The organism is Cellulomonas sp. ACRRI (assembly GCF_022346185.1).
Classification (GTDB): domain Bacteria; phylum Actinomycetota; class Actinomycetes; order Actinomycetales; family Cellulomonadaceae; genus Cellulomonas.
The window spans coordinates 1-20,854 of record NZ_JAKRMS010000083.1; the positions used below are offsets into that span (position 1 = coordinate 1).

The 20,854-nt window shown below is 76.0% G+C and carries 19 protein-coding genes, 1 tRNA gene and 2 pseudogenes; 12 read left to right on the forward strand and 10 right to left on the reverse strand.

Features of this window, described 5'->3' with window-relative positions; all coding sequences use genetic code 11:
- The 3 genes from MHY85_RS14365 to MHY85_RS14375 all read left to right on the forward strand — a co-directional run.
- A partial coding sequence (locus MHY85_RS14365; protein WP_308191392.1) for an ABC transporter permease occupies positions 1-805 on the forward strand: 805 nt, incomplete at its 5' end.
- Between the two features lie 86 nt (positions 806-891).
- Positions 892-2,079 (forward strand): sensor histidine kinase, encoded by a 1,188-nt coding sequence (locus MHY85_RS14370; protein WP_239197423.1) that lies wholly within the window; start codon positions 892-894, stop codon positions 2,077-2,079.
- A complete protein-coding gene (locus MHY85_RS14375) occupies positions 2,076-2,714 on the forward strand; it encodes a DNA-binding response regulator (protein ID WP_239197425.1) in 639 nt (212 codons plus the stop codon). The genes MHY85_RS14370 and MHY85_RS14375 overlap by 4 nt, the downstream gene beginning before the upstream one ends.
- A gap of 43 nt (positions 2,715-2,757) precedes the next feature.
- Here MHY85_RS14375 and MHY85_RS14380 read toward each other — a convergent pair whose 3' ends face one another.
- Entirely contained in the window at positions 2,758-3,390 is a 633-nt protein-coding gene (locus tag MHY85_RS14380) for an FMN-dependent NADH-azoreductase (protein WP_239197427.1), read from the reverse strand.
- Between the two features lie 106 nt (positions 3,391-3,496).
- Here MHY85_RS14380 and MHY85_RS14385 point away from each other — a divergent pair, with 106 nt between their 5' ends.
- The 5 genes from MHY85_RS14385 (at position 3,497) to nrdG (ending at position 9,999) form a co-directional block, all read left to right on the forward strand.
- Positions 3,497-4,105 (forward strand): MarR family winged helix-turn-helix transcriptional regulator, encoded by a 609-nt coding sequence (locus MHY85_RS14385; protein WP_239197429.1) that lies wholly within the window; start codon positions 3,497-3,499, stop codon positions 4,103-4,105.
- A gap of 142 nt (positions 4,106-4,247) precedes the next feature.
- Positions 4,248-4,742: a GNAT family N-acetyltransferase gene (locus MHY85_RS14390; RefSeq protein ID WP_239197431.1), complete on the forward strand. Its 495-nt coding sequence runs from the start codon at positions 4,248-4,250 to the stop codon at positions 4,740-4,742.
- Positions 4,743-4,903: 161 nt separating this feature from the next.
- Entirely contained in the window at positions 4,904-6,961 is a 2,058-nt protein-coding gene (locus MHY85_RS14395; RefSeq protein WP_239197433.1) for a discoidin domain-containing protein, read from the forward strand.
- 154 nt (positions 6,962-7,115) lie between these two features.
- Positions 7,116-9,380 (forward strand): anaerobic ribonucleoside-triphosphate reductase, encoded by a 2,265-nt coding sequence (gene nrdD, locus MHY85_RS14400; protein ID WP_239197435.1) that lies wholly within the window; start codon positions 7,116-7,118, stop codon positions 9,378-9,380.
- Between the two features lies 1 nt (position 9,381).
- Positions 9,382-9,999, forward strand: a complete 618-nt coding sequence (gene nrdG, locus MHY85_RS14405; protein WP_239197437.1) for an anaerobic ribonucleoside-triphosphate reductase activating protein — start codon at positions 9,382-9,384, stop codon at positions 9,997-9,999.
- 16 nt (positions 10,000-10,015) lie between these two features.
- On the opposite strand, the pseudogene MHY85_RS14410 reads toward nrdG, so the two are convergent.
- From MHY85_RS14410 to MHY85_RS14415, 3 genes and pseudogenes are all read right to left on the reverse strand, one after another.
- Positions 10,016-10,984 (reverse strand): annotated as a pseudogene (locus tag MHY85_RS14410) (FAD-dependent oxidoreductase); the annotation flags it as partial.
- 53 nt (positions 10,985-11,037) lie between these two features.
- A pseudogene (locus MHY85_RS22060) lies at positions 11,038-11,193 on the reverse strand (NADH dehydrogenase FAD-containing subunit); the annotation flags it as partial.
- A 40-nt stretch (positions 11,194-11,233) separates the two neighbouring features.
- Positions 11,234-13,732 carry a glycoside hydrolase family 15 protein gene (locus MHY85_RS14415; RefSeq protein ID WP_239197439.1) on the reverse strand — a complete coding sequence of 833 codons (2,499 nt, stop codon included), beginning with the start codon at positions 13,730-13,732 and terminating at the stop codon, positions 11,234-11,236.
- A gap of 296 nt (positions 13,733-14,028) precedes the next feature.
- Here MHY85_RS14415 and MHY85_RS14420 point away from each other — a divergent pair, with 296 nt between their 5' ends.
- Positions 14,029-14,235: a hypothetical protein gene (locus MHY85_RS14420; protein WP_239197441.1), complete on the forward strand. Its 207-nt coding sequence runs from the start codon at positions 14,029-14,031 to the stop codon at positions 14,233-14,235.
- Between the two features lie 50 nt (positions 14,236-14,285).
- On the opposite strand, the gene MHY85_RS14425 is transcribed toward MHY85_RS14420, so the two are convergent.
- The 4 genes from MHY85_RS14425 to MHY85_RS14440 all read right to left on the reverse strand — a co-directional run bounded on the left by MHY85_RS14425 (position 14,286) and on the right by MHY85_RS14440 (position 16,384).
- Positions 14,286-15,221: a cation diffusion facilitator family transporter gene (locus MHY85_RS14425; RefSeq protein WP_239197443.1), complete on the reverse strand. Its 936-nt coding sequence runs from the start codon at positions 15,219-15,221 to the stop codon at positions 14,286-14,288.
- Positions 15,218-15,592, reverse strand: a complete 375-nt coding sequence (locus MHY85_RS14430; protein WP_239197445.1) for a helix-turn-helix transcriptional regulator — start codon at positions 15,590-15,592, stop codon at positions 15,218-15,220. Before MHY85_RS14430 ends, MHY85_RS14425 begins: the two co-directional genes overlap by 4 nt.
- Before the next feature lie 67 nt (positions 15,593-15,659).
- Positions 15,660-15,977 (reverse strand): DUF6221 family protein, encoded by a 318-nt coding sequence (locus tag MHY85_RS14435; RefSeq protein WP_239197447.1) that lies wholly within the window; start codon positions 15,975-15,977, stop codon positions 15,660-15,662.
- Complete coding sequence (locus MHY85_RS14440) at positions 15,974-16,384, reverse strand: hypothetical protein (RefSeq protein WP_239197449.1); 411 nt, start codon at positions 16,382-16,384, stop codon at positions 15,974-15,976. Before MHY85_RS14440 ends, MHY85_RS14435 begins: the two co-directional genes overlap by 4 nt.
- 324 nt (positions 16,385-16,708) lie before the next feature.
- Here MHY85_RS14440 and MHY85_RS14445 point away from each other — a divergent pair.
- A tRNA-Lys gene (locus tag MHY85_RS14445) sits at positions 16,709-16,781 on the forward strand.
- A gap of 18 nt (positions 16,782-16,799) precedes the next feature.
- Complete coding sequence (locus tag MHY85_RS14450; RefSeq protein WP_239197451.1) at positions 16,800-18,113, forward strand: glycoside hydrolase family 3 N-terminal domain-containing protein; 1,314 nt, start codon at positions 16,800-16,802, stop codon at positions 18,111-18,113.
- A gap of 36 nt (positions 18,114-18,149) precedes the next feature.
- Here MHY85_RS14450 and MHY85_RS14455 read toward each other — a convergent pair whose 3' ends face one another.
- Positions 18,150-18,734: a GNAT family N-acetyltransferase gene (locus MHY85_RS14455; protein ID WP_239197453.1), complete on the reverse strand. Its 585-nt coding sequence runs from the start codon at positions 18,732-18,734 to the stop codon at positions 18,150-18,152.
- A 138-nt stretch (positions 18,735-18,872) separates the two neighbouring features.
- Here MHY85_RS14455 and MHY85_RS14460 point away from each other — a divergent pair, with 138 nt between their 5' ends.
- Entirely contained in the window at positions 18,873-19,508 is a 636-nt protein-coding gene (locus MHY85_RS14460; protein WP_239197455.1) for a hypothetical protein, read from the forward strand.
- A 4-nt stretch (positions 19,509-19,512) separates the two neighbouring features.
- On the opposite strand, the gene MHY85_RS14465 is transcribed toward MHY85_RS14460, so the two are convergent.
- On the reverse strand, positions 19,513-20,727 hold the full coding sequence (locus MHY85_RS14465) for a Fic family protein (RefSeq protein WP_239197457.1): 1,215 nt from the start codon (positions 20,725-20,727) through the stop codon (positions 19,513-19,515).
- Between the last annotated feature and the right edge of the window lie 127 nt (positions 20,728-20,854).

Sequence of the window (20,854 nt, forward strand, 5' to 3'; positions counted from 1 at the left end):
CACCACCACCGCCACCACCGCGACCGGCGCCGCCGCCGCCCCCGCCGACCCGGCCCGCGCCCCGCGCGCCGGCCTGCTCAACCCCGCGTTCCTCGCGGTCGAGCTGCGCCGCCTGCTCCGCAACCGCCGGACCATCGTGTTCACGCTGGTCATGCCGCCGGTGTTCTTCCTGATCTTCGGCACGGCCGACGCCTACACGACCCAGTCCGTCGGCCACGCGAACGTCACCGCCTGGATCATGAGCTCGATGGCCCTGTACGGCGCGATGCTCGCGACGACGGGCGGCGGGGCGAGCGTCTCCGTCGAGCGCGCCCAGGGCTGGACCCGGCAGCTGCGGCTGACCCCGCTGCGGCCGACGACGTACGTCGCGACCAAGGTCGTGCTGGCGATGGTGCTGGGGCTGGCGTCCGTGCTGGTCGTGACGCTGGTCGGCCTGGTCTCCGGCGCGAGCGGCGACGCCGGCCGGGTCGCGCTGAGCGTCGGCCTGGCCTGGGCCGGGTCGGTGGTGTTCGCGGCGTTCGGCCTGTTCATGGGCTACCTGCTCCCCGCCGAGAACGTCATGCAGATCCTCGGCCCGGTCCTCGCGCTGCTGGCGTTCGCGGGCGGGCTGTTCGTGCCGCTCGGCGACGGGCTGTTCGCGGACATCGCGCAGGTGTCGCCGACCTACGGCCTGGCCGAGATCGTCCGGGCCCCGCTCACCGGTGACGGGGTCTCGGTCTGGGCCGTCGTCAACGTCGTGGCCTGGGCGGCCGTGTTCGTCGGCGGCGCCGCCTGGCGGTTCCGGCGCGACACGGCCCGGGTGTGACCACCGGCCCGCGTGCGACCGCCGGCCTGGTCGCCGGCGCGGACGCCTGCACCGGGGCGTACGGCCACCTGGCTACGGTGGGCGGCGTGAGCACCGACGGGACCGCCGACGCACCCCGGCGCCCCGCACAGGGGGCCGGGTGGGCGCCGGACCACCCGCGCCGCGCGGCGCGGATGCGCGTCGTCGGCCCCGTGCTCGGCGTGGTCTGGCTGGTGTTCCTGCTCCAGCCCTGGCAGGCGGCGTGGGACGCCCGGCCCGGCGCGGAGCGGGACCTGTCGCTGGCGGCCGTCGCGCTGCTCGCGGCGTCGTTCGCCTGGGTGGTGACCCGGCGCGCCGCGCCGTTCGCCCGGCCGACCCCGCTCCCGCAGGCCGCGGCCGTCCTGGGGGTGCAGCTGGCGCTCGTCGCGCTGTCCACGCTCGCCGCCGAGGAGGTCGGGCTCGTCGGGCTGGTGTTCGTCGGGGTGTCGGCGATCTTCCTGCTCCGCGACCCGCGGGCGCTGCTGGTCGCCCCCGCGTCGATCGCGGCGATCCTCGTGCTGCCGCGGGTCGTCCCGGGCTGGGAGCCGATCGACGACCTGGTGATCTCCGTCGTGCTGGCGACGCTGGCCGTGTTCGGCTTCACCCAGCTCGTGCAGCGCAACCGCCAGCTCCAGGCCGCCCGGGACGAGGTCGCGGTGCTGGCCGTCGAGCAGGAGCGCGAGCGCATCGCCCGCGACATGCACGACATCCTCGGGCACAGCCTGACGGTCATCTCGGTCAAGGCGGAGCTCGCGTCGCGGCTGATGGACGTCGACGCCGACCGGGCCCGTGCCGAGGTGCTGGAGGTGCAGGGCCTCGCCCGGGCGGCGCTCGCCGACGTGCGCGGCATGGTCGCCGGCACCCGCGCGGTGACCCTGGCCGGCGAGCTCGCCGGCGCCCGGCAGGCGTTCGACGCCGCGGGGATCGAGGCCGACGTGCCCGGCGCGCTGGACGCCGTGCCCGACCACCTGCGCGAGCTGTTCGCGTGGGCCGTGCGCGAGGGGACCACCAACGTGCTGCGCCACGCCGCCGCGACCCGGGTCGCCGTGACCCTGTCCGCCGACACCCTGACGATCGACGACGACGGCGCGGACGGGGTGGCGGCGGACGCCGCCGGCCGCGGGCCCGGGACCGGCCTCGCCGGGCTGTCCGAGCGCGCCCGCCGCGCCGGGGCCCGCGTCGAGACGGGCCGCGGCCCGCTGGGCGGCTACCGGCTGCGGGTCACCACGGCGCCGACGGGCGGGGCCACCCGGTGACCGCGTCCGACGCCGCCGCGCCCATCCGGCTGCTGCTGGCCGACGACCAGGCGCTGGTCCGCGGGGCGCTCGCCGCGCTGCTCGACCTGGAGCCGGACCTGGCGGTCGTCGCGCAGGTCGGCCGCGGCGACGAGGTGGTCGCGGCCGCGCGCGCCTCCGCCGCCGACGTCGCGCTGCTGGACGTCGAGATGCCCGGGCTGGACGGCATCGCCGCGGCCGCGGCCCTGCGCCGGGAGCACCCCGCGTGCCGGTCGCTGATCGTCACGACGTTCGGCCGGCCCGGGTACCTGCGGCGCGCGCTCGACGCCGGCGCGAGCGGGTTCGTCGTCAAGGACACCCCGGCCGAGCAGCTCGCCGACGCGGTGCGCCGCGTGCACCGCGGGCTGCGGGTGGTCGACCCGGACCTCGCGGTCGAGTCGCTCGCGATCGGCACCAGCCCGCTGACCGAGCGGGAGCGGGACGTGCTCGTGCACGCCGCGGGCGGCGGGACCGTCGCCGACATCGCGCGCGAGACGTACCTGTCCGAGGGCACGGTCCGGAACTACCTGTCCTCGGCGATGGGCAAGACCGGCGGCCGCACCCGCGCGGAGGCGGTCCGGATCGCGCAGGACAACGGCTGGCTGCTCGGCCGCTGACGCCGGGGCGAGGGTGCGCCGACCCTCGACCCCGGCGCGGGGGTCAGCGCGCCGCGAGCGCCCGGCCGGCCGCGGCGGCGGCCGCCTCGGCCTCCTTGCGCATGAGCGCCGCCGGCTCGGCCAGCGCGTCCATCGCCGGGTTCACGCCGACGAGGGTCAGCTCGCGCTCGACGACCGTGAGGTCCGCGCCCCACACCTCGCCGACGATCCGGCGCAGGTAGTCGATGCTGTGGTCCCAGCCGTGCTTCGGGGTGCCCGGGCCGTAACCGCCGCCGCGCGTGACGATGAGCACGACCGGCTTGCCCGCCAGGTACGCGTCGCCCGGGGTGCCGCCCGCGATGGCCAGGTCGATCCAGGTCTTCACGTGCTGGGAGACGCCCCAGTTGTAGAGCGGCAGCGCGAGCACGGCGGCGTCGGCCGCGCGGAGCTCGTCGGCGACCTCGACCGCGAGCGCGACGGCAGCGGCCTGCTCGGGGGTGCGCTGCTCGGCGGGCGTCCAGCCGGCGCCCACGGCGGTGGCCCACGCGTCGGCGGGCAGCGGCTGCTCGCCGAGGTGCCGGCGGACGACGGTCTCCTCGGGGCGCGCGGCCGCGAGCTCGGCGGTGACCAGGTCGGCGAGCGCGGAGCTCGCGGAGTTCGCGCCCTGGATGGAGGCGTCGATGCGCAGCACGGTCATGGGGACTCCCGGGGGGACGGCGCCGCCGGCGCGACGCGATGTTGAATGTTCAACACGCACCCTAGGCGCCTCGGTGTTGAATGTTCAAGTCCGGTACCATCGTGGCATGAGCCAGCGGGTCGAGGACGCCACCCCGTGGCTCTCCGACGCCCAGGTCGAGGGCTGGAAGGCTGTCGTCGCGCTGCTCACGACGCTGCCCGCGGCGCTCGACGCGCAGCTCAAGCGCGACTCGGGGATGAACCTCTACGAGTACAACGTGCTGGTGGCGCTCTCCGAGCGGCCGCACGGCGAGATCCCGATGAGCGACCTGGCGCGCCTCACGCAGAGCTCGCCGTCCCGGCTGTCGCACGCCGTCGGGCGGCTCGAGCAGGCGGGCTGGGTCACCCGCAGCTCGTGCGTGGCGGCGGGCAAGCGCACCAGCGCACGCCTCACCGAGGGCGGCGAGGACCAGCTCCGGCGCGCGGCGCCGGGCCACGTCCGCGAGGTGCGCCGGCTGGTGGTCGACGCGCTCGGCCCCGACCGCATGGCGGCCCTCGGAGACGCGGCGCTCACCGTCGTCCGGCGGGCGGCGCCCGAGGTCGCGGACCTGCTGCCGGCCTGCACGGCCGCCGACACCACCGTCTCGGCCGCGCGCGCCGCGACGGCGGCCGGCGACGACGACGCCCCCGCGGCAGCAGCGAGCGCCCCCGCGGCCGGCGACCGCCGGGACGCCTGACCGCCACCGCCCGGCCGCGCCCTCCCGGCCGCGCGGCCGCGCGAGCCCCTGACCACCCCGCCGGCCCCGTCGCACCCGCGTGCTACGTTGCGCCGCGCGCACCCCGGGGCGGGGCCGCGCGCACCGGGGAGGGACCAGCCGCATGACCACCACGTCCGACGCGTCGTACACGCTCGAGTCCGTCGACTGGGCCGATCCGCGCGCCGCGGCGCTGCGCGACGCCATGGACGCCGAGATGGGCGCGCGCTACGCGTCGGCCGGCCCGATGAGCGCCGCGGCGCACGCCGCCCTCACCGTCGACCCGGCCGCCGTCCGGCACGTGGTGCTCGCCGTCGACCACGACGGCACCCCGATCGGTCACGCCGCCCTGCGGGACCACGGCGGCGAGTGGGAGGTCAAGCGCGTCGTCGTGGCGGCCGGGCAGCGCGGCCGCGGGGTCGGGCGCGCGATCATGTCCGAGGTCGAGAGGGTCGCCCGCGCCGCGGGCGCCGAGCGCGTGATCCTGCAGACCGGCGACCGCCAGCCGGAGGCCGAGGCGCTGTACGCCGCGCTGGGCTGGACCCGGATCCCGACCTACCCGCCGTACGACACCGCGCTGCCGCTGCAGTCCCGCTGCTATGAGAAGCGCCTGGCCTGACCCACCCGACCACCGGCGCGCCCGGACGCCGGGCGCCGCGCGGGCCCCACCCGCTCTGATCGCCGCGCGGGCCCGACGGTGGAAGGTTGTGACCAGCACGCCGTCGGCGTGTCCGTCACGACCTTCCACACTCGCGGAGGGGCCGATCTCAGGGGGCGGCGATGTCGGAGCGACCCAGCGGGGACGCGCCCCGGCACCGCGCCCGGCGCGCGCTCCCGGTCGCCGCGGCACTGGTGGCCGCGCTGGCCGTCGCGGTGCCGCTGCTGCTGTCCCGCACCGGAGAGGACCGCGTCCCCGACGGCGACCCCGCCGCCCGGGTCGCCGAGGTGTGGACCACGACCGCCGACGGGGCGCACCGCGTCGAGCGGACCGCGACCGCCGACCCGGACCCCGCCGGCACGCCGGACCCGAGCACCCCCACGATCACCGTCGCCGGCTCCGCGGACCCCGCCGACCCCGGCCCGGAGGTCACCGGCTTCGGCGCCGCGCTCACCCTGTCCTCGGCGTCCCTGCTGCTCGCCATGCCCGAGGACGACCGCCGCGCCCTGCTCACCGAGCTGTTCGACCCCGCCGGCCCGGTGCGGCTGTCGGTCGTCCGGGTCGCGCTCGGCGGCTCCGACTTCGTGCCCGGACCCGGGCCCGCCCGCACCTACGACGACCTCCCGCCCGGCGAGACCGACGGGGACCTCGAGCGGTTCAGCAGCGCGGGCGACGAGCCGGTGCGCGCGCTGCTCCGCGAGATCCGGGTGCTGGCGCCGGACCTGCTCGTGGTCGCGTCGCCGTGGAGCCCGCCCGCGTGGCTGAAGACCTCGGACAGCCTGGAGGGCGGGCGGCTGCTCGACGACGACCGGGCGTACGCGACCTACGCCGCGTACCTCGTGCGGGCCCTGCAGGAGTGGGCGGCGGCCGGGGTGCCGGTCGACGCGCTCACCGTGCAGAACGAGCCGCAGGCGCGGCACCCCGACGGGTACCCGGGCACCGACATGCCGGTCGCCGACCAGGTGCGGCTGCTCGACGCGCTGGGCCCCGCGCTGGCCGACGCCGGCCTCGACCCCGCCCTGCTCGCGTACGACCACAACTGGGCCCTGCACCCCGCGGACGCCGCCTCGACCCCGGAGGGCGCCGACCCCGAGACCGACTACCCGCTGCGCGTGCTGCGCAGCGACGCCGCGCGCTGGGTCGCCGGCGTGGCCTTCCACTGCTACTCCGGCGACGCCTCGGCGCAGGACGCGGTCCGGGAGGAGTTCCCGGACGCGGCGGTCTGGGTCACGGAGTGCTCGGGCTCGCACGCCCCGGGGACCCCGCCGGAGCAGGTGTTCGCGGACACCCTCACGTGGCAGTCCCGGAACCTGCTGGTGGCCTCGCTCGCGCACGGGGCGTCGGCGGTGCTCACCTGGAACCTGGCGCTCGACCCGGACGGCGGGCCGCACGTCGGCGGCTGCGGCACCTGCACCGGGGTGGTCACCGTCGCCGGGGCGGAGGCGACCCCGGACGCGGAGCACGACGTGCTCGCGCACGCGGCGCGGTTCCTCCCCCGCGGCTCCGTCCGGGTCGGCTCGACGTCCACCGCCGGCGACGCGGTCGCGCAGGTGGCGCTCCGGACGCCGGCCGGCGCGACGGTGCTGCTCGTCGCGCACGACGGCGACCACGAGGCGACCGTCGACGTGCGGGACGGCGGGGAGCGCTACCCCGTGCGCCTCGCGCCGCGCTCGCTCAGCACGGTGGTCGTCGGCGACGAGGCCGCGCGCGCGGTCGCCGACCCCGCGCACGCCCGCGCCGCCGCCCCCGACGCGCCGACGCTCCCCGCCGCGGTCGACCTGGCGGGCGCGGCCGCCACCGCCGACCCCGCCGCCCCGGACGACCCCTGCTGCACCGGCGACGTCGCCGCGCACGCCGTGGACGGCGACCCCGCGACCCGGTGGTCCAGCGGCCGCCCGCAGCGCCCGGGCGACGCGCTCGAGGTCGACCTGGGCCGCGTCGTCGCGGTCCGCGGCGTCGTCCTCGACGCGGGTGGGAGCGCGGGCGACTGGCCCCGCGGCTACGAGGTGCTCACCAGCGCGGACGGCGCGTCGTGGACCGCCGCCACCCCCGCCCGCGCGGGGGCGGGCCAGGTGGCCGCCGCCGCGCTCGACGGCGCCGAGGTGCGGTACCTCCGCGTCCGGCTCACCGCCGACGCCGACCCGTGGTGGAGCGTCGCGGAGCTCCGCGTCCTGGCGTGACGGGCTCGGTGCTCCGATCGGGTGAACGGCCCCACCCCGCCCCCCGGGACGGCGCACCCTCGGGACGTTCGTCCCATTGAACCCCACATGTGGGGTTGCGACGCTGACCCAGGCACTACATCTAGTGCGGCGAGCAGATCGGGAGTGGATACGCATGACGCTGGTGGGACCGCACGTCTCGGAGCTCACGGGGGCCGCGGCGGCCGCCGCGGGACCGCACTCCCCCTCCGCCGCCGCCGGACTCGTCGTGCGGAAGCGGGACGGCCGCGTCCTGCCCTTCGACCCCATCCGGGTGCACAGCGCGCTGGGCCGCGCGTTCGCGCACGTGCACGGCCTGCTGGGCCCCCTGCACGACCTCACGATCGCCGAGCTGGTCGAGCGGATCGACGCCGAGCTCGCCGCCCGGTTCACCGGCGAGGTGCGGATCTACGAGATCCAGAACGTCGTCGAGCACACGCTGCTCGAGGCCCGCGAGTACGAGGTCGCCGAGGCCTACATCGACTACCGGGTGCAGCGGGACCTGGCGCGGTCGAAGGCGCTCGACGTCAACCACTCGATCGGCCAGCTGGTCGGCAAGGACTCGTCCGTCGTCCACGAGAACGCGAACAAGGACGCCGACGTCTTCAACACCCAGCGCGACCTCACGGCGGGCGCGGTCGGCAAGGCGATCGGCCTGCGGATGCTCCCGCCGCACGTCGCGAACGCGCACGCCAAGGGCGACCTGCACTACCACGACCTCGACTACCACCCCTACGCCCCGATGACGAACTGCTGCCTCATCGACTTCCGGACGATGCTGTCCGAGGGCTTCCGGATCGGGAACGCACAGGTCGACCCGCCGCGGTCCATCCAGACGGCCACCGCGCAGATCTCGCAGATCATCGCCAACGTGTCGTCGAGCCAGTACGGCGGCTGCTCGGTCAACCGGATCGACGAGCTGCTGGCCCCGTACGCGGAGCGGAACTTCGCCAAGCACCTCGCCGACGCCGAGCAGTGGGTCACCGAGCCCGAGCGGCGCCGCGCGTACGCGGAGGAGAAGACCCGCAAGGACGTCTACGACGCGATGCAGAGCCTCGAGTACGAGATCAACACCCTGTTCACGTCGAACGGGCAGACGCCGTTCACGTCGGTCGGGTTCGGCCTCGGCACGGGCTGGTTCGAGCGGGAGATCCAGCGCGCCATCCTGCAGATCCGCATCCTCGGCCTGGGCAAGGAGCGCCGCACCGCGATCTTCCCGAAGCTCATCTTCACGCTGCGCCGCGGCGTGAACCTCACCGCGGACGACCCGAACTACGACATCAAGCAGCTGGCCGTCGAGTGCGCGACCAAGCGCATGTACCCGGACATCCTCAGCTACGACAAGATCGTCGAGATCACCGGCTCGTTCAAGGTGCCGATGGGCTGCCGGTCGTTCCTGCAGGGCTGGGAGGACGCCGAGGGGAACGACGTCGTCGAGGGCCGGATGAACCTGGGCGTCGTCACCCTCAACGTGCCGCGGATCGCGCTCGAGACCCGGGGCGACCTCGACGCGTTCTGGGCCCTCCTCGACGAGCGGCTGGAGACGGTGCACGACGCGCTGCTGTACCGCGTCGAGCGGTGCAAGGAGGCCGTGCCGGCGAACGCCCCGATCCTGTACGTGCACGGCGCGTTCGGGCAGCGGCTGGCGCCGGACGACGACGTCGACGCGCTGTTCCGCGGCGGGCGCGCGACGGTCTCGCTCGGCTACATCGGGCTGTACGAGGCCGCGGCCGCGTTCTACGGCGGCGACTGGGAGCACGACCCCGAGGCCAAGGAGTTCACGCTGCGGGTGCTGCGCACCCTCGCCGCCCGCGCGAAGGAGTGGACCGCCCGGCACGGCTACCAGTTCTCGGTGTACTCGACGCCGTCCGAGTCGCTCACCGACCGGTTCTGCCGGCTCGACACCAAGAAGTTCGGGCGGGTGCCGGACATCACCGACAAGGACTACTACACGAACTCGTTCCACTACGACGTCCGCAAGGCGCCGACGCCGTTCGAGAAGCTCGACTTCGAGGCCGAGTACCCGCAGTACGCCTCGGGCGGGTTCATCCACTACTGCGAGTACCCCGTGCTGCAGCAGAACCCGAAGGCGCTCGAGGCCGTGTGGGACTACGCCTACGACCGGGTCGGCTACCTCGGCACGAACACCCCGATCGACCGCTGCCTGGAGTGCGGGTTCTCCGGCGACTTCACCCCGACGGAGCGCGGCTTCGCGTGCCCGGGCTGCGGCAACACCGACCCGCGCACCTGCGACGTCGTCAAGCGCACCTGCGGCTACCTGGGCAACCCGCAGCAGCGGCCGATGGTGCACGGCCGGCACGTCGAGATCTCCTCGCGGGTGAAGCACCTCGCCGGGCCGACGTCGCTCGCGGCGGCCGCCGGGGACGCCGGGGGCGCCTGACGTGGCCCGCACGCCCGCCGTCGGCCAGTGGCGCGCGGCAGCGCTGAGCCAGGACCGCGTCGCCGACTACAAGCCGTTCGTCATGGTCGACGGCGAGGGCGTGCGGTGCAGCCTCTACGTGTCCGGCTGCCCCTTCGCCTGCGCCGGCTGCTTCAACGAGGCGGCCTGGTCGTTCCGGTACGGCACGCCGTTCGACGACGCGCTCGCGGACCGGATCGCCGCCGACCTCGCCCACGAGGCCGTGCAGGGGCTGTCCCTGCTCGGCGGCGAGCCGTTCCTCGGCACCGGGGTGTGCCTGCGGGTGGTGCGCCGGCTGCGCGCGGAGCACGGGCGGGCCAAGGACGTGTGGTGCTGGTCGGGCTACACGTTCGAGGAGCTGCTCGCCGAGGCGGAGGCGGGGCAGGCCGACAAGGCCGAGCTGCTCGGCGAGCTCGACGTGCTGGTCGACGGCCGGTTCGAGCTCGCGCAGCGCGACCTCACGCTGGCGTTCCGCGGCAGCCGGAACCAGCGGGTGCTGGACGTCCCCGCCTCGCTGGCCGCGGGGCGCGCGGTGCTCAGGGCGGGGCTGGTCGACGCCGCCGAGGTCGGGGCCCCGCCGGACCGGCGCGCGCTCGTCTGAGCCGGGCGCCGGCGCGTCAGCCCTGGTCGATCACCCGCTGCACCGCGTCGGACCCGGCGGGCAGGGTGACGTCACCGGCCGGGCCGAGCAGGACCTGCAGGTCCCCGGAACCGACGTCGGGCAGGGCGACCACGCTCGTGGCCGGCACGTAGTCCGCGGCGCACGCCCCGCCCGCGGGCTCGGGGAAGGTGATCTCGACGGCCGTGGCGCCGGTCGCGAGCGCCTCGGGGTCGGCCACCATCGGGCAGGTGCTCGACCCGAAGGTGATCACGTAGACGAGCCCCGGGTCGGACGTGCGGGACGCCCCCGCCACCGCGCCCGCCGGCGGCTCCGCCACCCCCGCGGGCAGCCCGACGACCGACGACCCCGCGGTCAGCGCGAGCGCGGAGCCGGACGGGGCGGGCTCCGACGGGGCGGGCGCCGCGGACTCCCCGCCGCCCCAGACGACGGTCCGGGTGGGGATCGCCGTGCCGTCGTCGAGCTCGACCCGGTCGGCGTGGACGGCCGCGACCCCGGTGCCCAGCCGGACCTCGACGCCGATGCTCGTCAGGTGCCCGTGCGCGTCGTGGTGCGCCGCCTCGGTGAACGGCGCGAGCAGGGCGGTCCCGCGGTCGACCAGGACGACCCGTGCCGGCGCGGCCAGGCGCCCGGTGTGGGTCAGCGCCGCCATGAGCTCGGCCACGGCACCCGCCGTCTCGACGCCGGTGGGGCCGCCGCCCACCACGACGACGTCCAGCGCGCCCGGGGGCGGCTCGGGCGCGTCCTGCGCCCCGGGCTCGTGCGCGTGCTCCCGCACGAGGTCGCGCAGGTGCCGGCGCAGCCGCTCCGCGTCCACCACCGAGTACAGCGGGAAGGCGTGCTCCGCCGCGCCGGGCACCCCGAAGAACTCGGGCTGCGCCCCCGCGGCGAGCACCAGCTGCGAGCCCGCGACCTCCGTCCCGTCGCCCAGCGTGACCCGGTGCGCGGCGGCGTCCACCGCGACCGCCTCGGCGTCAGCACACGCACGGTGGGGTGCTGGTGGAAGATGACCCGGTGCGGCCGGGCGACGTCCTCGGCGGGCAGCTGCGACGTCGCCACCTGGTAGAGCAGCGGCTGGAGCTGGTGGTAGTCGTTCCGGTCGACCAGCACGACCGGCTCCCCCGCGTCGCCGAGCCCGTGGGCGCACGCGACGCCGGCGAGGCCGCCGCCGAGCACGACGACCGGGTCCTCGGCAGGTCCACCGGCCCGTCGGCGGTCACAGCGACATCTCCTTGCGGAAGTCGGTGAGGATGATCCGCCCGGCGGCCTGCATCAGCGCCAGGTGGGAGAACGCCTGCGGCACGTTCCCGAGGTGCCGCGACCGCTCGACCTCGTACTCCTCGGCGTACAGGCCCAGCGGCGAGGCGATCCGCAGCAGCCGCTCCATCAGGTCGTTGGCCCGCTCGGACTCGCCGATCGCCGCGAGCGCCGACACCAGCCAGAACGAGCAGATGAGGAACGTGCCCTCCTTGCCCGACATGCCGTCGTCGGTCTCCTCGGTGCGGTACCGCAGCACGTACCCGTTCTCGGTCAGCTCGCCGGCGACCGCCTCGACCGTGGCCCGGATCCGCGGGTCCTCCGGCGGCAGGAAGCCGAACAGGGGCGCGAGCAGCGTCGAGGCGTCGAGCGCGTCCGTGTCGTAGTGCTGCCGCAGCGCGCCGTCGTCGCGCAGCCCGTGCTCCAGGATGTCGGCCCGGATCTCGTCGGCGGTCGCCCGCCACTGCTCCGCGTGCTCCCGGTCGTCCCGGATGCCCGCCAGCTGCGCGGCCCGGTCCAGGGCGACCCAGCCCATGAGCTTGGACGACACGTAGTGCTGGGGCTTCCCGCGCGCCTCCCAGATGCCCTGGTCGGGCTCCTTCCAGGTGGCGACCGCGGCGGCGGCCTGCGACTCGACCAGCGGCCAGAGCCGTCGCGGCACGTGCCGGCTGCGGACGGTGTGCAGCAGGATCGAGTCCAGCACCGCGCCGTAGACGTCGTTCTGCCGCTGGTCGAACGCCGCGTTCCCGATGCGGACCGGGCGCGCGTGCTCGTAGCCGGTGAGCTCGTCCCGGGTGGACTCCGTGAGGTCCCGGCGCCCGTCGACCCCGTACATGATCTGCAGCCCGCCGTCCTCGGCCGGCTCCAGGTCGGCGACGAACTGCATGAACTCGTCGGCCTCCCAGTCCAGGTTGAGGTAGTGCAGCGCCTGCAGCGTGAACGTGGTGTCCCGGATCCAGGTGTACCGGTAGTCCCAGTTCCGCTCGCCGCCGGGCGTCTCGGGCAGCGACGTGGTGAGCGCGGCGACCGTGGCCCCGGTCGGCATGTACGTCAGGCCCTTGATGGTCAGCGCGGACCGCTCGATGGCGGCGCGCAGGTGGTGGTCGGGCACCCGGGCCCGGGCGAGCCAGTTCCGCCAGAAGTCGATCGTGGCCCGCACGCGGCCCTCGGCGTCGGCGTCGTCGGCGGGCACCGCCAGCCCGTCCGCCCAGGACACGACGCAGTACGCGGTCTCCCCCTCGGCGAGCACGTGCCGGGCGCGGGCCGACCCGCCCTCGATGCCGATCCGCATGTCGGTCGCCAGCCGGAACGTCTGCCCCGCGCCGGTCGCGTCGGCCGCGTGGCCGTCGTCGCCCACCACGGTCCAGGTCGCCGGCGTGCGCCCGTAGTCGAACGCGGGCTCGCAGACCAGCTCGACCTCGATGCTGCCGCTCAGGCACTTCACGGTCCGGACCAGGAGGTGCTCGGCGTCGTCGTCGGCCGGCGGCCGGGTGTGCGGGGTGATGGCGTCGTGGCCGGTGCTCGGCCCCATGGTCAGCGCGTCGTGCACCAGCAGCCAGCCGCCCGGGGTGTGCCAGGTCGTCGTCATGACGTTGGTGCCGGGCACGTAGGCGCGCGCCGTCGGCACGTTGATGCCGTACGGCCCGAACCGGAACGACCCCGCCCCGCGGTCGAGCAGGTTGCCGAACACGGCGGGTGAGTCGAATGACGGCAGGCACAGCCAGTCGACCGACCCGTCCGGGGCGATCAGCGCACCGGTGTGGCAGTTCGACAGGAACGCGTAGTCGGCGATCGGCGGGAACGGGGACACGCTCATGGTTCGACACCTTCCTCGGGGAGCAGCCGGCGCTGCGCCAGGACGTACAGCAGGACGAACGACGGGGCGACCAGCAGCAGCCCGAGGCCGACGGCGGCGACGAGCGCCTCCGGCCGTCGGCGCCGAGCGTGTACCCCGTGGGGCGTTCATCCACGCGTTCGCCGCGACCACCGACACCGAGCCCAGCACGCCCGTCAGGACGATCGGCACGCCGGTCCAGAAGTGCGGCCAGGGCCGCAGCCGCCGCCAGCCGAAGATGTAGATCGCGACGAAGATCGCCTCGAGGAAGAAGACGATCCCCTCGAACGCGAACGGCACCCCGAACGCGTCGCCCCACTGCGCCATGAACCGCGGCCAGAGCAGCCCGAACTCGGAGCTCAGCACCGTGCCGGTCACCGCGCCGACCGCGAAGGTGACCGCCATGTACTTCGACCACCGCTGCGCGAGCTCGAGGGCGTCCCGGTCGCCGTGCTTCACGCCGCGGTAGTTCGCGATCAGCGCCATGGCGGCCCACGAGACCCCGAGCGGCACCAGGATGATGTGGAACCCGAGCGTGAAGGCCATCTGCGACCGGGCCCACGGGACGGGGTCCACGGCGCTGACGGCGGCCGCGGCCGCGGCGAGCTGGTCGACGGAGGGCACCACGCGTCTCCTCACCCGTGCGGGGGCGACCGCGGGAGGCGGTGCCCGTCCGGGGGGTGTGGCGGCCGACCCGGGTCACGGGGACGCAGGCGGGGCGCGCTGGACGGTGACGGGCTCGTGACTGCCGGCCCTCAGCGCGACCATACCGGACATATGGGACACGGCACAGGGGTCGCGCGCGACCGAGGGCGGGGTGGCGCCCCCGGGGTGCGGGCGGCCGCGACGCGCGTAGCGTGGCCAGCACGCAGGGCCGCGTCGCTCCGCACGCGGCCCTCCCCCGCGGACAGGAGACCGCCATGACGACCACACCGGACCCCCGGGACGAGCCGCTCCGCCCGGCCGCCGACGCCCCGACCCGCCCGTCGAGCCCCGGCCCGGACCCCGACGACATCAACCCGGACGACCCGGCCCACGGGGCGCGCCGCACGGACGCCGCCTCGGGCGCCCCCGGCGCGGCGAACCCGACGAGCCCCGGCCCGAACCCGGACGACGTCGCGCCCTGAGCCCGCGCCCGCACCACGCCGGCGCGCGTCCGGTGCGCGCGGCGCGCGCGTCAGGCGTGGCCGAGGTGCTCGTGGGTGCGGTGGGACGCGGGCTCGATCTGGAACGTCGAGTGCTCGACCGAGATCGGGAAGTGCGTCGCCAGGCAGTCCTGGAGCTGGTCGAGGATGCGGGCGGTGTGCCCGTCGGAGAAGCACTCGTCGTCGACGGTGATGTGCGCGGTCACCACGGGCAGCCCCGTGGCCACGAGCGACGCGTGCAGGTCGTGCACCGCCCGCACGTGCTCGACGCCCAGCAGGTGGTCGCGCACGGCGTCGAGGTCGAGCCCCGGCGGCGTCGACTCCAGCAGCACCGCGGCGGTCTCGCGCAGCAACCGGATCGCCCGGGGCACGATGAGGGCGCCGATGAGCAGGCCGGCCACGGCATCGGCCTGCTGCCAGCCCGTGGTGGCGATCACCACCGCGGCGACGATGACCCCGACCGACCCGAGCGCGTCGTTCAGCACCTCGAGGAACGCGGCGCGCAGGTTGAAGTTCGCGCTCCGGCCGCCCGCCAGCACGGCGATCGCCACGACGTTCGCGACCAGGCCGATCACGCCGAACACGACGAGCTCCGCCGACGGCACCTCGGGCGGGTCGACCAGCCGGCGCACGCCCTCGACCAGCACGTAGCCGCCGACGGCGAGCAGCACCGCGGACTGCGCGAGCGCACCCAGCACCTCGGCCCGGCGGTAGCCCCAGGTCCGGCGCGACGTGGCCGGCCTGAGCGACAGGTGCGCCGCGACCAGCGCCATCGCGAGGCCGGCCGCGTCGGTCAGCATGTGCGCGGTGTCCACCAGCAGCGCGAGGCTGCCGGTCAGCACCGCGCCGACCGCCTGCGCGACCAGCACGCTCGCGGTCAGGCCGAAGGCGATCGCGAGCCGGCGGCGGTGGTCGCCGGGCCCGCCGGCGCCCGTCGGCGCGTGGCCGTGGTCGTGCCCGTGGCTCACGGCCGGTCCCCGGCCAGGTGCGCGCAGGCGCCGGGGCTCGACCCGCCGCGCAGCAGCTCCTCGGCGGCACCCACCAGCGCCGCGAGCCCGCCCGGGTCGGCGATCGCGTAGATCGACGCCCGACCCCGCTGCCGCACGGTGACCAGCCCGCAGTCGCGGAGGCAGGCGAGGTGCGCGCTGACGGTGCTCTGGGCGAGGCCCAGGTGGTCGGTGAGCTCGCGCACCGAGTGCTCCCCGGTGAACAGGTGCCGGAGCATCGTCAGGCGGGCGGGCTCGCCGAGGGCGCGGAACAGCGCGGCCGCGGGCGCCGTGAGCGCCGCGTCGTCGGCGGAGCGGGTCTGGTTCTCATCATCGACAGACGGGGATGTCATCGCCACCCGACGATGGTAGGCGGCCGCGCTCCGCTCGCGCCAGCGGCACGACCGGGCAGGCGGCTCGTCAGTCCCGCCAGGCGGGGTCGAAGTCGGGGTGACCGTCATACACCGCGGCCATCGCCCGCAGGATGCGGTCCCCGACGTAGTGGACCCCGCTCTCGCCGCGCGACCCGGCCTCCCGCTCCATGTCGACCGTCTCGTCCAGGCCGGTCGCCTCGTCGGCCAGCACGACGACCCGGCGCTTCGCCCGGCACTCGGCCAGCACCCGCACGGCGTCGGCGGGGTCGGCGCGGTACGTCGGGCCCGTGCCGGCCGGGACGGCACCGGCGACGGCGGCCTCGTCCTCCGCGATCCGCGCGAGGAGGAACGTCGTGAGCGTCATCGGGGAGCCCGCTCCTCCCAGGCGCCGCGTCGGCCACCGGCGTGCGCGAGCGCGGCGAGCAGCAGGGCCAGCCGTGGCGCGCGGACGCGGGCCAGGTCGCCGAGCCGCACCGACGGTGCCGCGTCGACGTCGGAGAGCGACGCCGCGAACAGCAGCACCCGGCGCTCACCCGGCGACATCGGCCCGACGTACGCCGACACCGCCGCGAAGTCGATCCACGCGTCGTCCGGCCCGCCGTCGACGGAGGGCGCCCGGCACACCCACGGGTGGACCGGGCGGGCCAGCCCCGAGCGGATCAGCAGCTCGGTGGCCGCCTCGAGGGCGTCGATGCCCTGCGCCCAGGCGCGCAGCCGGGCGTCCAGATCCGCGGTCGCGCCGTCCTCCCGGGCGGCCGGCGGGACGGGCATGCTGCCCTCCGAGGCTCGATCCGGGACGACGGCTCCAGGCGGTGGCGTCGATTCCGGGCTGCCGCCCACCCTACGCCCGCTCGCCGTCCGGGCGGCGGGGTGGGGTGCGCGGCGGACGGCGGCGACGACCCCGGCGACCAGGATGCGAGGGCGCCGGGCCCGCCCGCGCCCGGGCCGAGGACGCGCTCGGGGAGGACCGAACGGGCTGCGGTCGGAGTTCGTCGGCCTCGTGGCGGAGTACGCGCGGATCGTCGGCTGACCGGGTCGCGCGGAGGCGGTACGTTCGACCCCGGCGGAGCGGGCCGAGCGCCGGCGCCGCCTCCCGGGCCTCTAGCTCAACTGGCAGAGCAGCGGACTTTTAATCCGCGGGTTGTGGGTTCGATCCCCACGGGGCCCACCCACGTAGCCTGCCGGGGTGAGCCTCCCGACGATCCCCGGCCCGTCCGGCCGGTCGCCGCGGCACGCCCGGCGCGCACCGCGCTCCCACCGGGTGCCCGCGGCCGCGCTCGCCGCCCTGGTCGCCGTGGGCGTGACCGTGCCGCTCGCCTGGGCGACGGTGGGCACCCCGGCCGCCCCGGGGCCCGCGTCGACCGCACCCGCCGTCGCCTCCGCGCCGCCCGCGAAGTCGCCCGTCCCGACGCCGACGTGCACCCCGCAGCCGCTCGAGGTCCGGGCGGCGGCGGTGCTCGTGGTCGGGCTGCCGGGCGTGACGCGCGCGGACGACGCGCTCGCCCAGCAGGTCGCGGGACTGGGCGTCGGCGGCGTGTTCCTGGCCGGCGGGAACGTGCGGTCCGCCGAGCAGGTGTCGGCGCTCACGGCCGGCCTGCGCGCGGCGGCGGGCCGGCCGCTGCTGGTGTCGACCGACGAGGAGTCCGGCCGCGTCGCGCACATGCGGGACGTCGTCGGCGCGGGGCCGTCGCCGCGCCGCATGGCCCGCGAGGAGTCGGCCGAGGCGGTCCGGGGTCGCGCGGCGGAGACCGGCCGGGTGCTGGCGGGCGTCGGCGTCGACCTGGACCTGGCGCCGGTGCTCGACCTCGACGACGGCCCCGCCACGGGCGTGATCGGCGACCGGTCCTTCAGCGCCGACCCGCAGGAGGCGGCGACGTACGGGCTCGCCTACGCGCGCGGGCTCGCCGACGCGGGCGTCACGTCGGCGGTCAAGCACTTCCCGGGCCACGGGCGCTCCGCAGTCGACTCGCACCGGGAGTCGTCGCTGGTGGCGGCGGACCTGGAGGAGCTCGCGGGGACCGACCTGGTGCCGTTCCGGGCGGCGGTCGACGCCGGGGCGCCCGTGGTCATGCTGAACCACCTGCAGTACGCGGCGCTCGACCCGGACCTGCCGGCGTCCCTCAGCCCCCGCGCCTACGCCCTGCTCCGCGAGATGGGCTTCGAGGGTGTCGCCATGACCGACTCGGTGGGGATGGGCGCGGTCAACCTGCGCTGGGACTTCCCCGACGCCGCGGTGCAGGCCGTGTCCGCCGGTGCCGACGCGGTCCTGGCGACCGACGGCGGCCAGGCGGGGCGGATGCGCGACGGCCTGGTCGAGGCGGTCCGTGCGGGGCGGCTGCCCGAGGCCCGGCTGTCGGAGGCGGCGGCCCGCGTCACGGCGCTGGCGGGCGGTGACCCCGTCGCGATGTCGTGCCTGGACGTGGCGCTGCCGCGGCTCGACGCGGGCGCGGCCGGCGGTGCGCCGACCGCCGGTGCGCCGACCGCCGGCCCCGTGCCGTGACGCGGGCGGCTGGTCGTCGGCGCGGCGGCGCGGGCGTCAGCGCGCCGCCGCGGCCGGCTCCCGCTCCTCGCGCAGCAGCGCGTAGGCGTACGAGTCGAGCCACCGCCCGTCGCGGTGCAGCGAGTCCGCCCGGTACGCCCCCTCGCGCCGCATCCCGACCCGCTCCATGAGCCGCCACGACGGCTCGTTGTCCGCGAAGCACAGCGCCGTCAGCCGACGCAGCCCGAGATCCGTGAAGCACACGTCGAGCAGCCGGCGGACCGCCTCGGTCGCCAGCCCCCGGCCCTGCGCGGCGGGGTCGAACGCCCAGCCGATCTCCGCCTGGGTGCGCTTCGCCTGCTCGGCGACCTCCGTCTGGCCCCAGCCGTCCTCGATCCGCACCATGAGGTCGCCGACCACGGCGCCCGCGTGCTCCACGACGAGCGTCGGGCCCAGCCGGTCGGGCTCCACGAACTGCGCGGCGAACGCCTGCTCGTCCAGCGGCAGCGCGGTCATCCACCGGGCGACGTCGGGCAGCCGCCGGTACCGCCAGACCGCGCCCGCGTCGCCCGGCGTGGCGGGCCGCAGGAGGAGGCGCTCGGTGCTGATCGGCCACGGGGCGTCCAGGTACGGGGCGGTCACACCGGCAGGCTAGCGGCCGCGACAGCCTGTGGACCCGCGCCGACAGGTTGTGCCGGACCGCACCCGGACGCCGGGCCGGTCGGGTCGACTGTCCCCGGCCCCGGGACGGACCGGGCGCGCCGAGCCAGGAGGACCCGCATGTTCAGCCGCACCCGCCGCGCCTGGGCGCGCTTCGCCGAGGATCGTCCCGCGGTGGCCGAGTTCGTGCTGTTCACGGCGATCAGCATGGGCATGACGGTGCTGCAGCTCGCGCTCATGCCGGTGCTGAAGTGGGTGTTCGGCCTGACCCCGCTCGTCGACACCGCGTTCCAGGTGCTCGGGGTGAACACCAACGCCGACGGCAGCACCTTCTTCGTCTTCGACTACGCCGCCGGGGCGCTGCCCGCCGGGGGCGGCGGGCTCGCGTACTTCCTGGCCGTGCAGATCACGCTGGCCATCGCGCAGATCATCAACTTCTTCCTGCAGCGCACCGTGACGTTCAAGTCGGACACGAACGTGTGGCGCGCGGCCGCCTGGTACGCGTTCGCCTACGTCGTGATCACGTTCGCCGCCGCGTGGCTGCAGGGGTTCTACAAGGACCCGATCTACCGGTGGATGATCGAGCGCTGGGGCAGCACCGGGGAGGCGGGCGCCGACGTGGTCACGATGATCATCAACGCGCTGCTGTCGTTCGTGGTGTTCTTCCCGATCCTCAAGATCATCTTCCGGAAGGCCCCGGCGGACGCGGCAGAGCCCGCGACCATCCCTACCCCGTCGGGCGCGGGGGCGCGCTGACCGCTCACCCGCCCCGGAGCCGGTCCACCATCAGGTCGGCCTCGTCCAGCACCTCGCCGGCAGCCCAGGTCATGTCGCGGCGGGACTCGGTGATCGGGCGCAGCACGTCCTCCTCGACCAGCCTCTCGACAGCGGCGTAGGCCCGGGCGGACGAGACCCCGGTCAGGCGCATCACGTCGGAGGCGTCCACCACGGGGCGGCTCACGAGCAGCGGCAGCAGGGTGGCGACCGCCGACCCGGCGCGGGGGCGCACACGATCCCGCCACTCGCCCGGCAGGGCGAGCAACCGCTGCGCCGACACCTCCGCGGCCGCGACCGACCGCGACGCCGCGTCGGCCAGGTACGCGGCGAACGGCTCGACGTCACCGTCGCGGTAGCCGTTCACGAGCGCGAAGTAGTGCTCGCGGTCCGCGACGATCGCTGAGGCCACCGGGACGGCCATCTCCCGCGTGGTGCCGCGGTATCGCCACACCGCGTTGATGAGGGAGCGGCCGAGACGTCCGTTGCCGTCGGTGAACGGGTGGATCGACTCGAACTGCGCGTGCACGACCGCCGCCTGCACGACGGGGTCGAGGTCGGTCCGGCGGGCGAACCGGATGAGGTCGTCCATCAGCTCCGGGACCCGAGCAGGTGCGGGTGGCACGTGCACCGCGCCTCGCGGCGAGCGGTTCGAACCGCCGATCCAGTTCTGCACCGTCCGGAGCCGGCCCGCGTCCCACTTCTCGTGCGGGTCGTCCGCCATCAGCGGCCGGTGCGCGGCCAGCACGTCGTCCAGCACGATGCCGCCGCCCGCGCGTGCCACGAGGAGCGCGAGCCCGTCGATGGCCCCCTTCACGGTCCGGGCGGTGCGCGGCGCCCGGATGCCGTACTGCGCGCGCGCCAGCTGGTCGACGGTCGTGAGCTCTTCCTCGATCTGCGAGGACGCGATGGCCTCCGTGCGGAGCAGGAACGGCTCCAACGCCGCGACCTGGTCCGCGTGGGCGCGCTCCAGGACACCGATCTCCACCTGGGCCCGTCGCGCGGCCTCCAGGAGCGTGCGAGAAGGCCGCAGGTCTGCGTCGGCGATCAGCGGGGGGACAGACGCCCGGTACTCGTCGATCTCCGTCCGCCGCGACGACCGCGACGTCCACGGCAGGACTTCGGACCCGTGCGGCCGCACGTGGGCGCCGGCCGGGTCGTTCGACGCGGCCGTCCGCGTGTGCCGCGCGTCCAGGGTCATCGGGCTCCCGAGCGAGAAGAGGGTCGGCGTTATTCTCGCTTATCCCCGTAAGCGAGAACAAGCACCCGGTTGTTCTCGCTTGTCGCGCCCCTCCGACCCAGGCCGGGCCTCACCCCCCGCGCCGCCC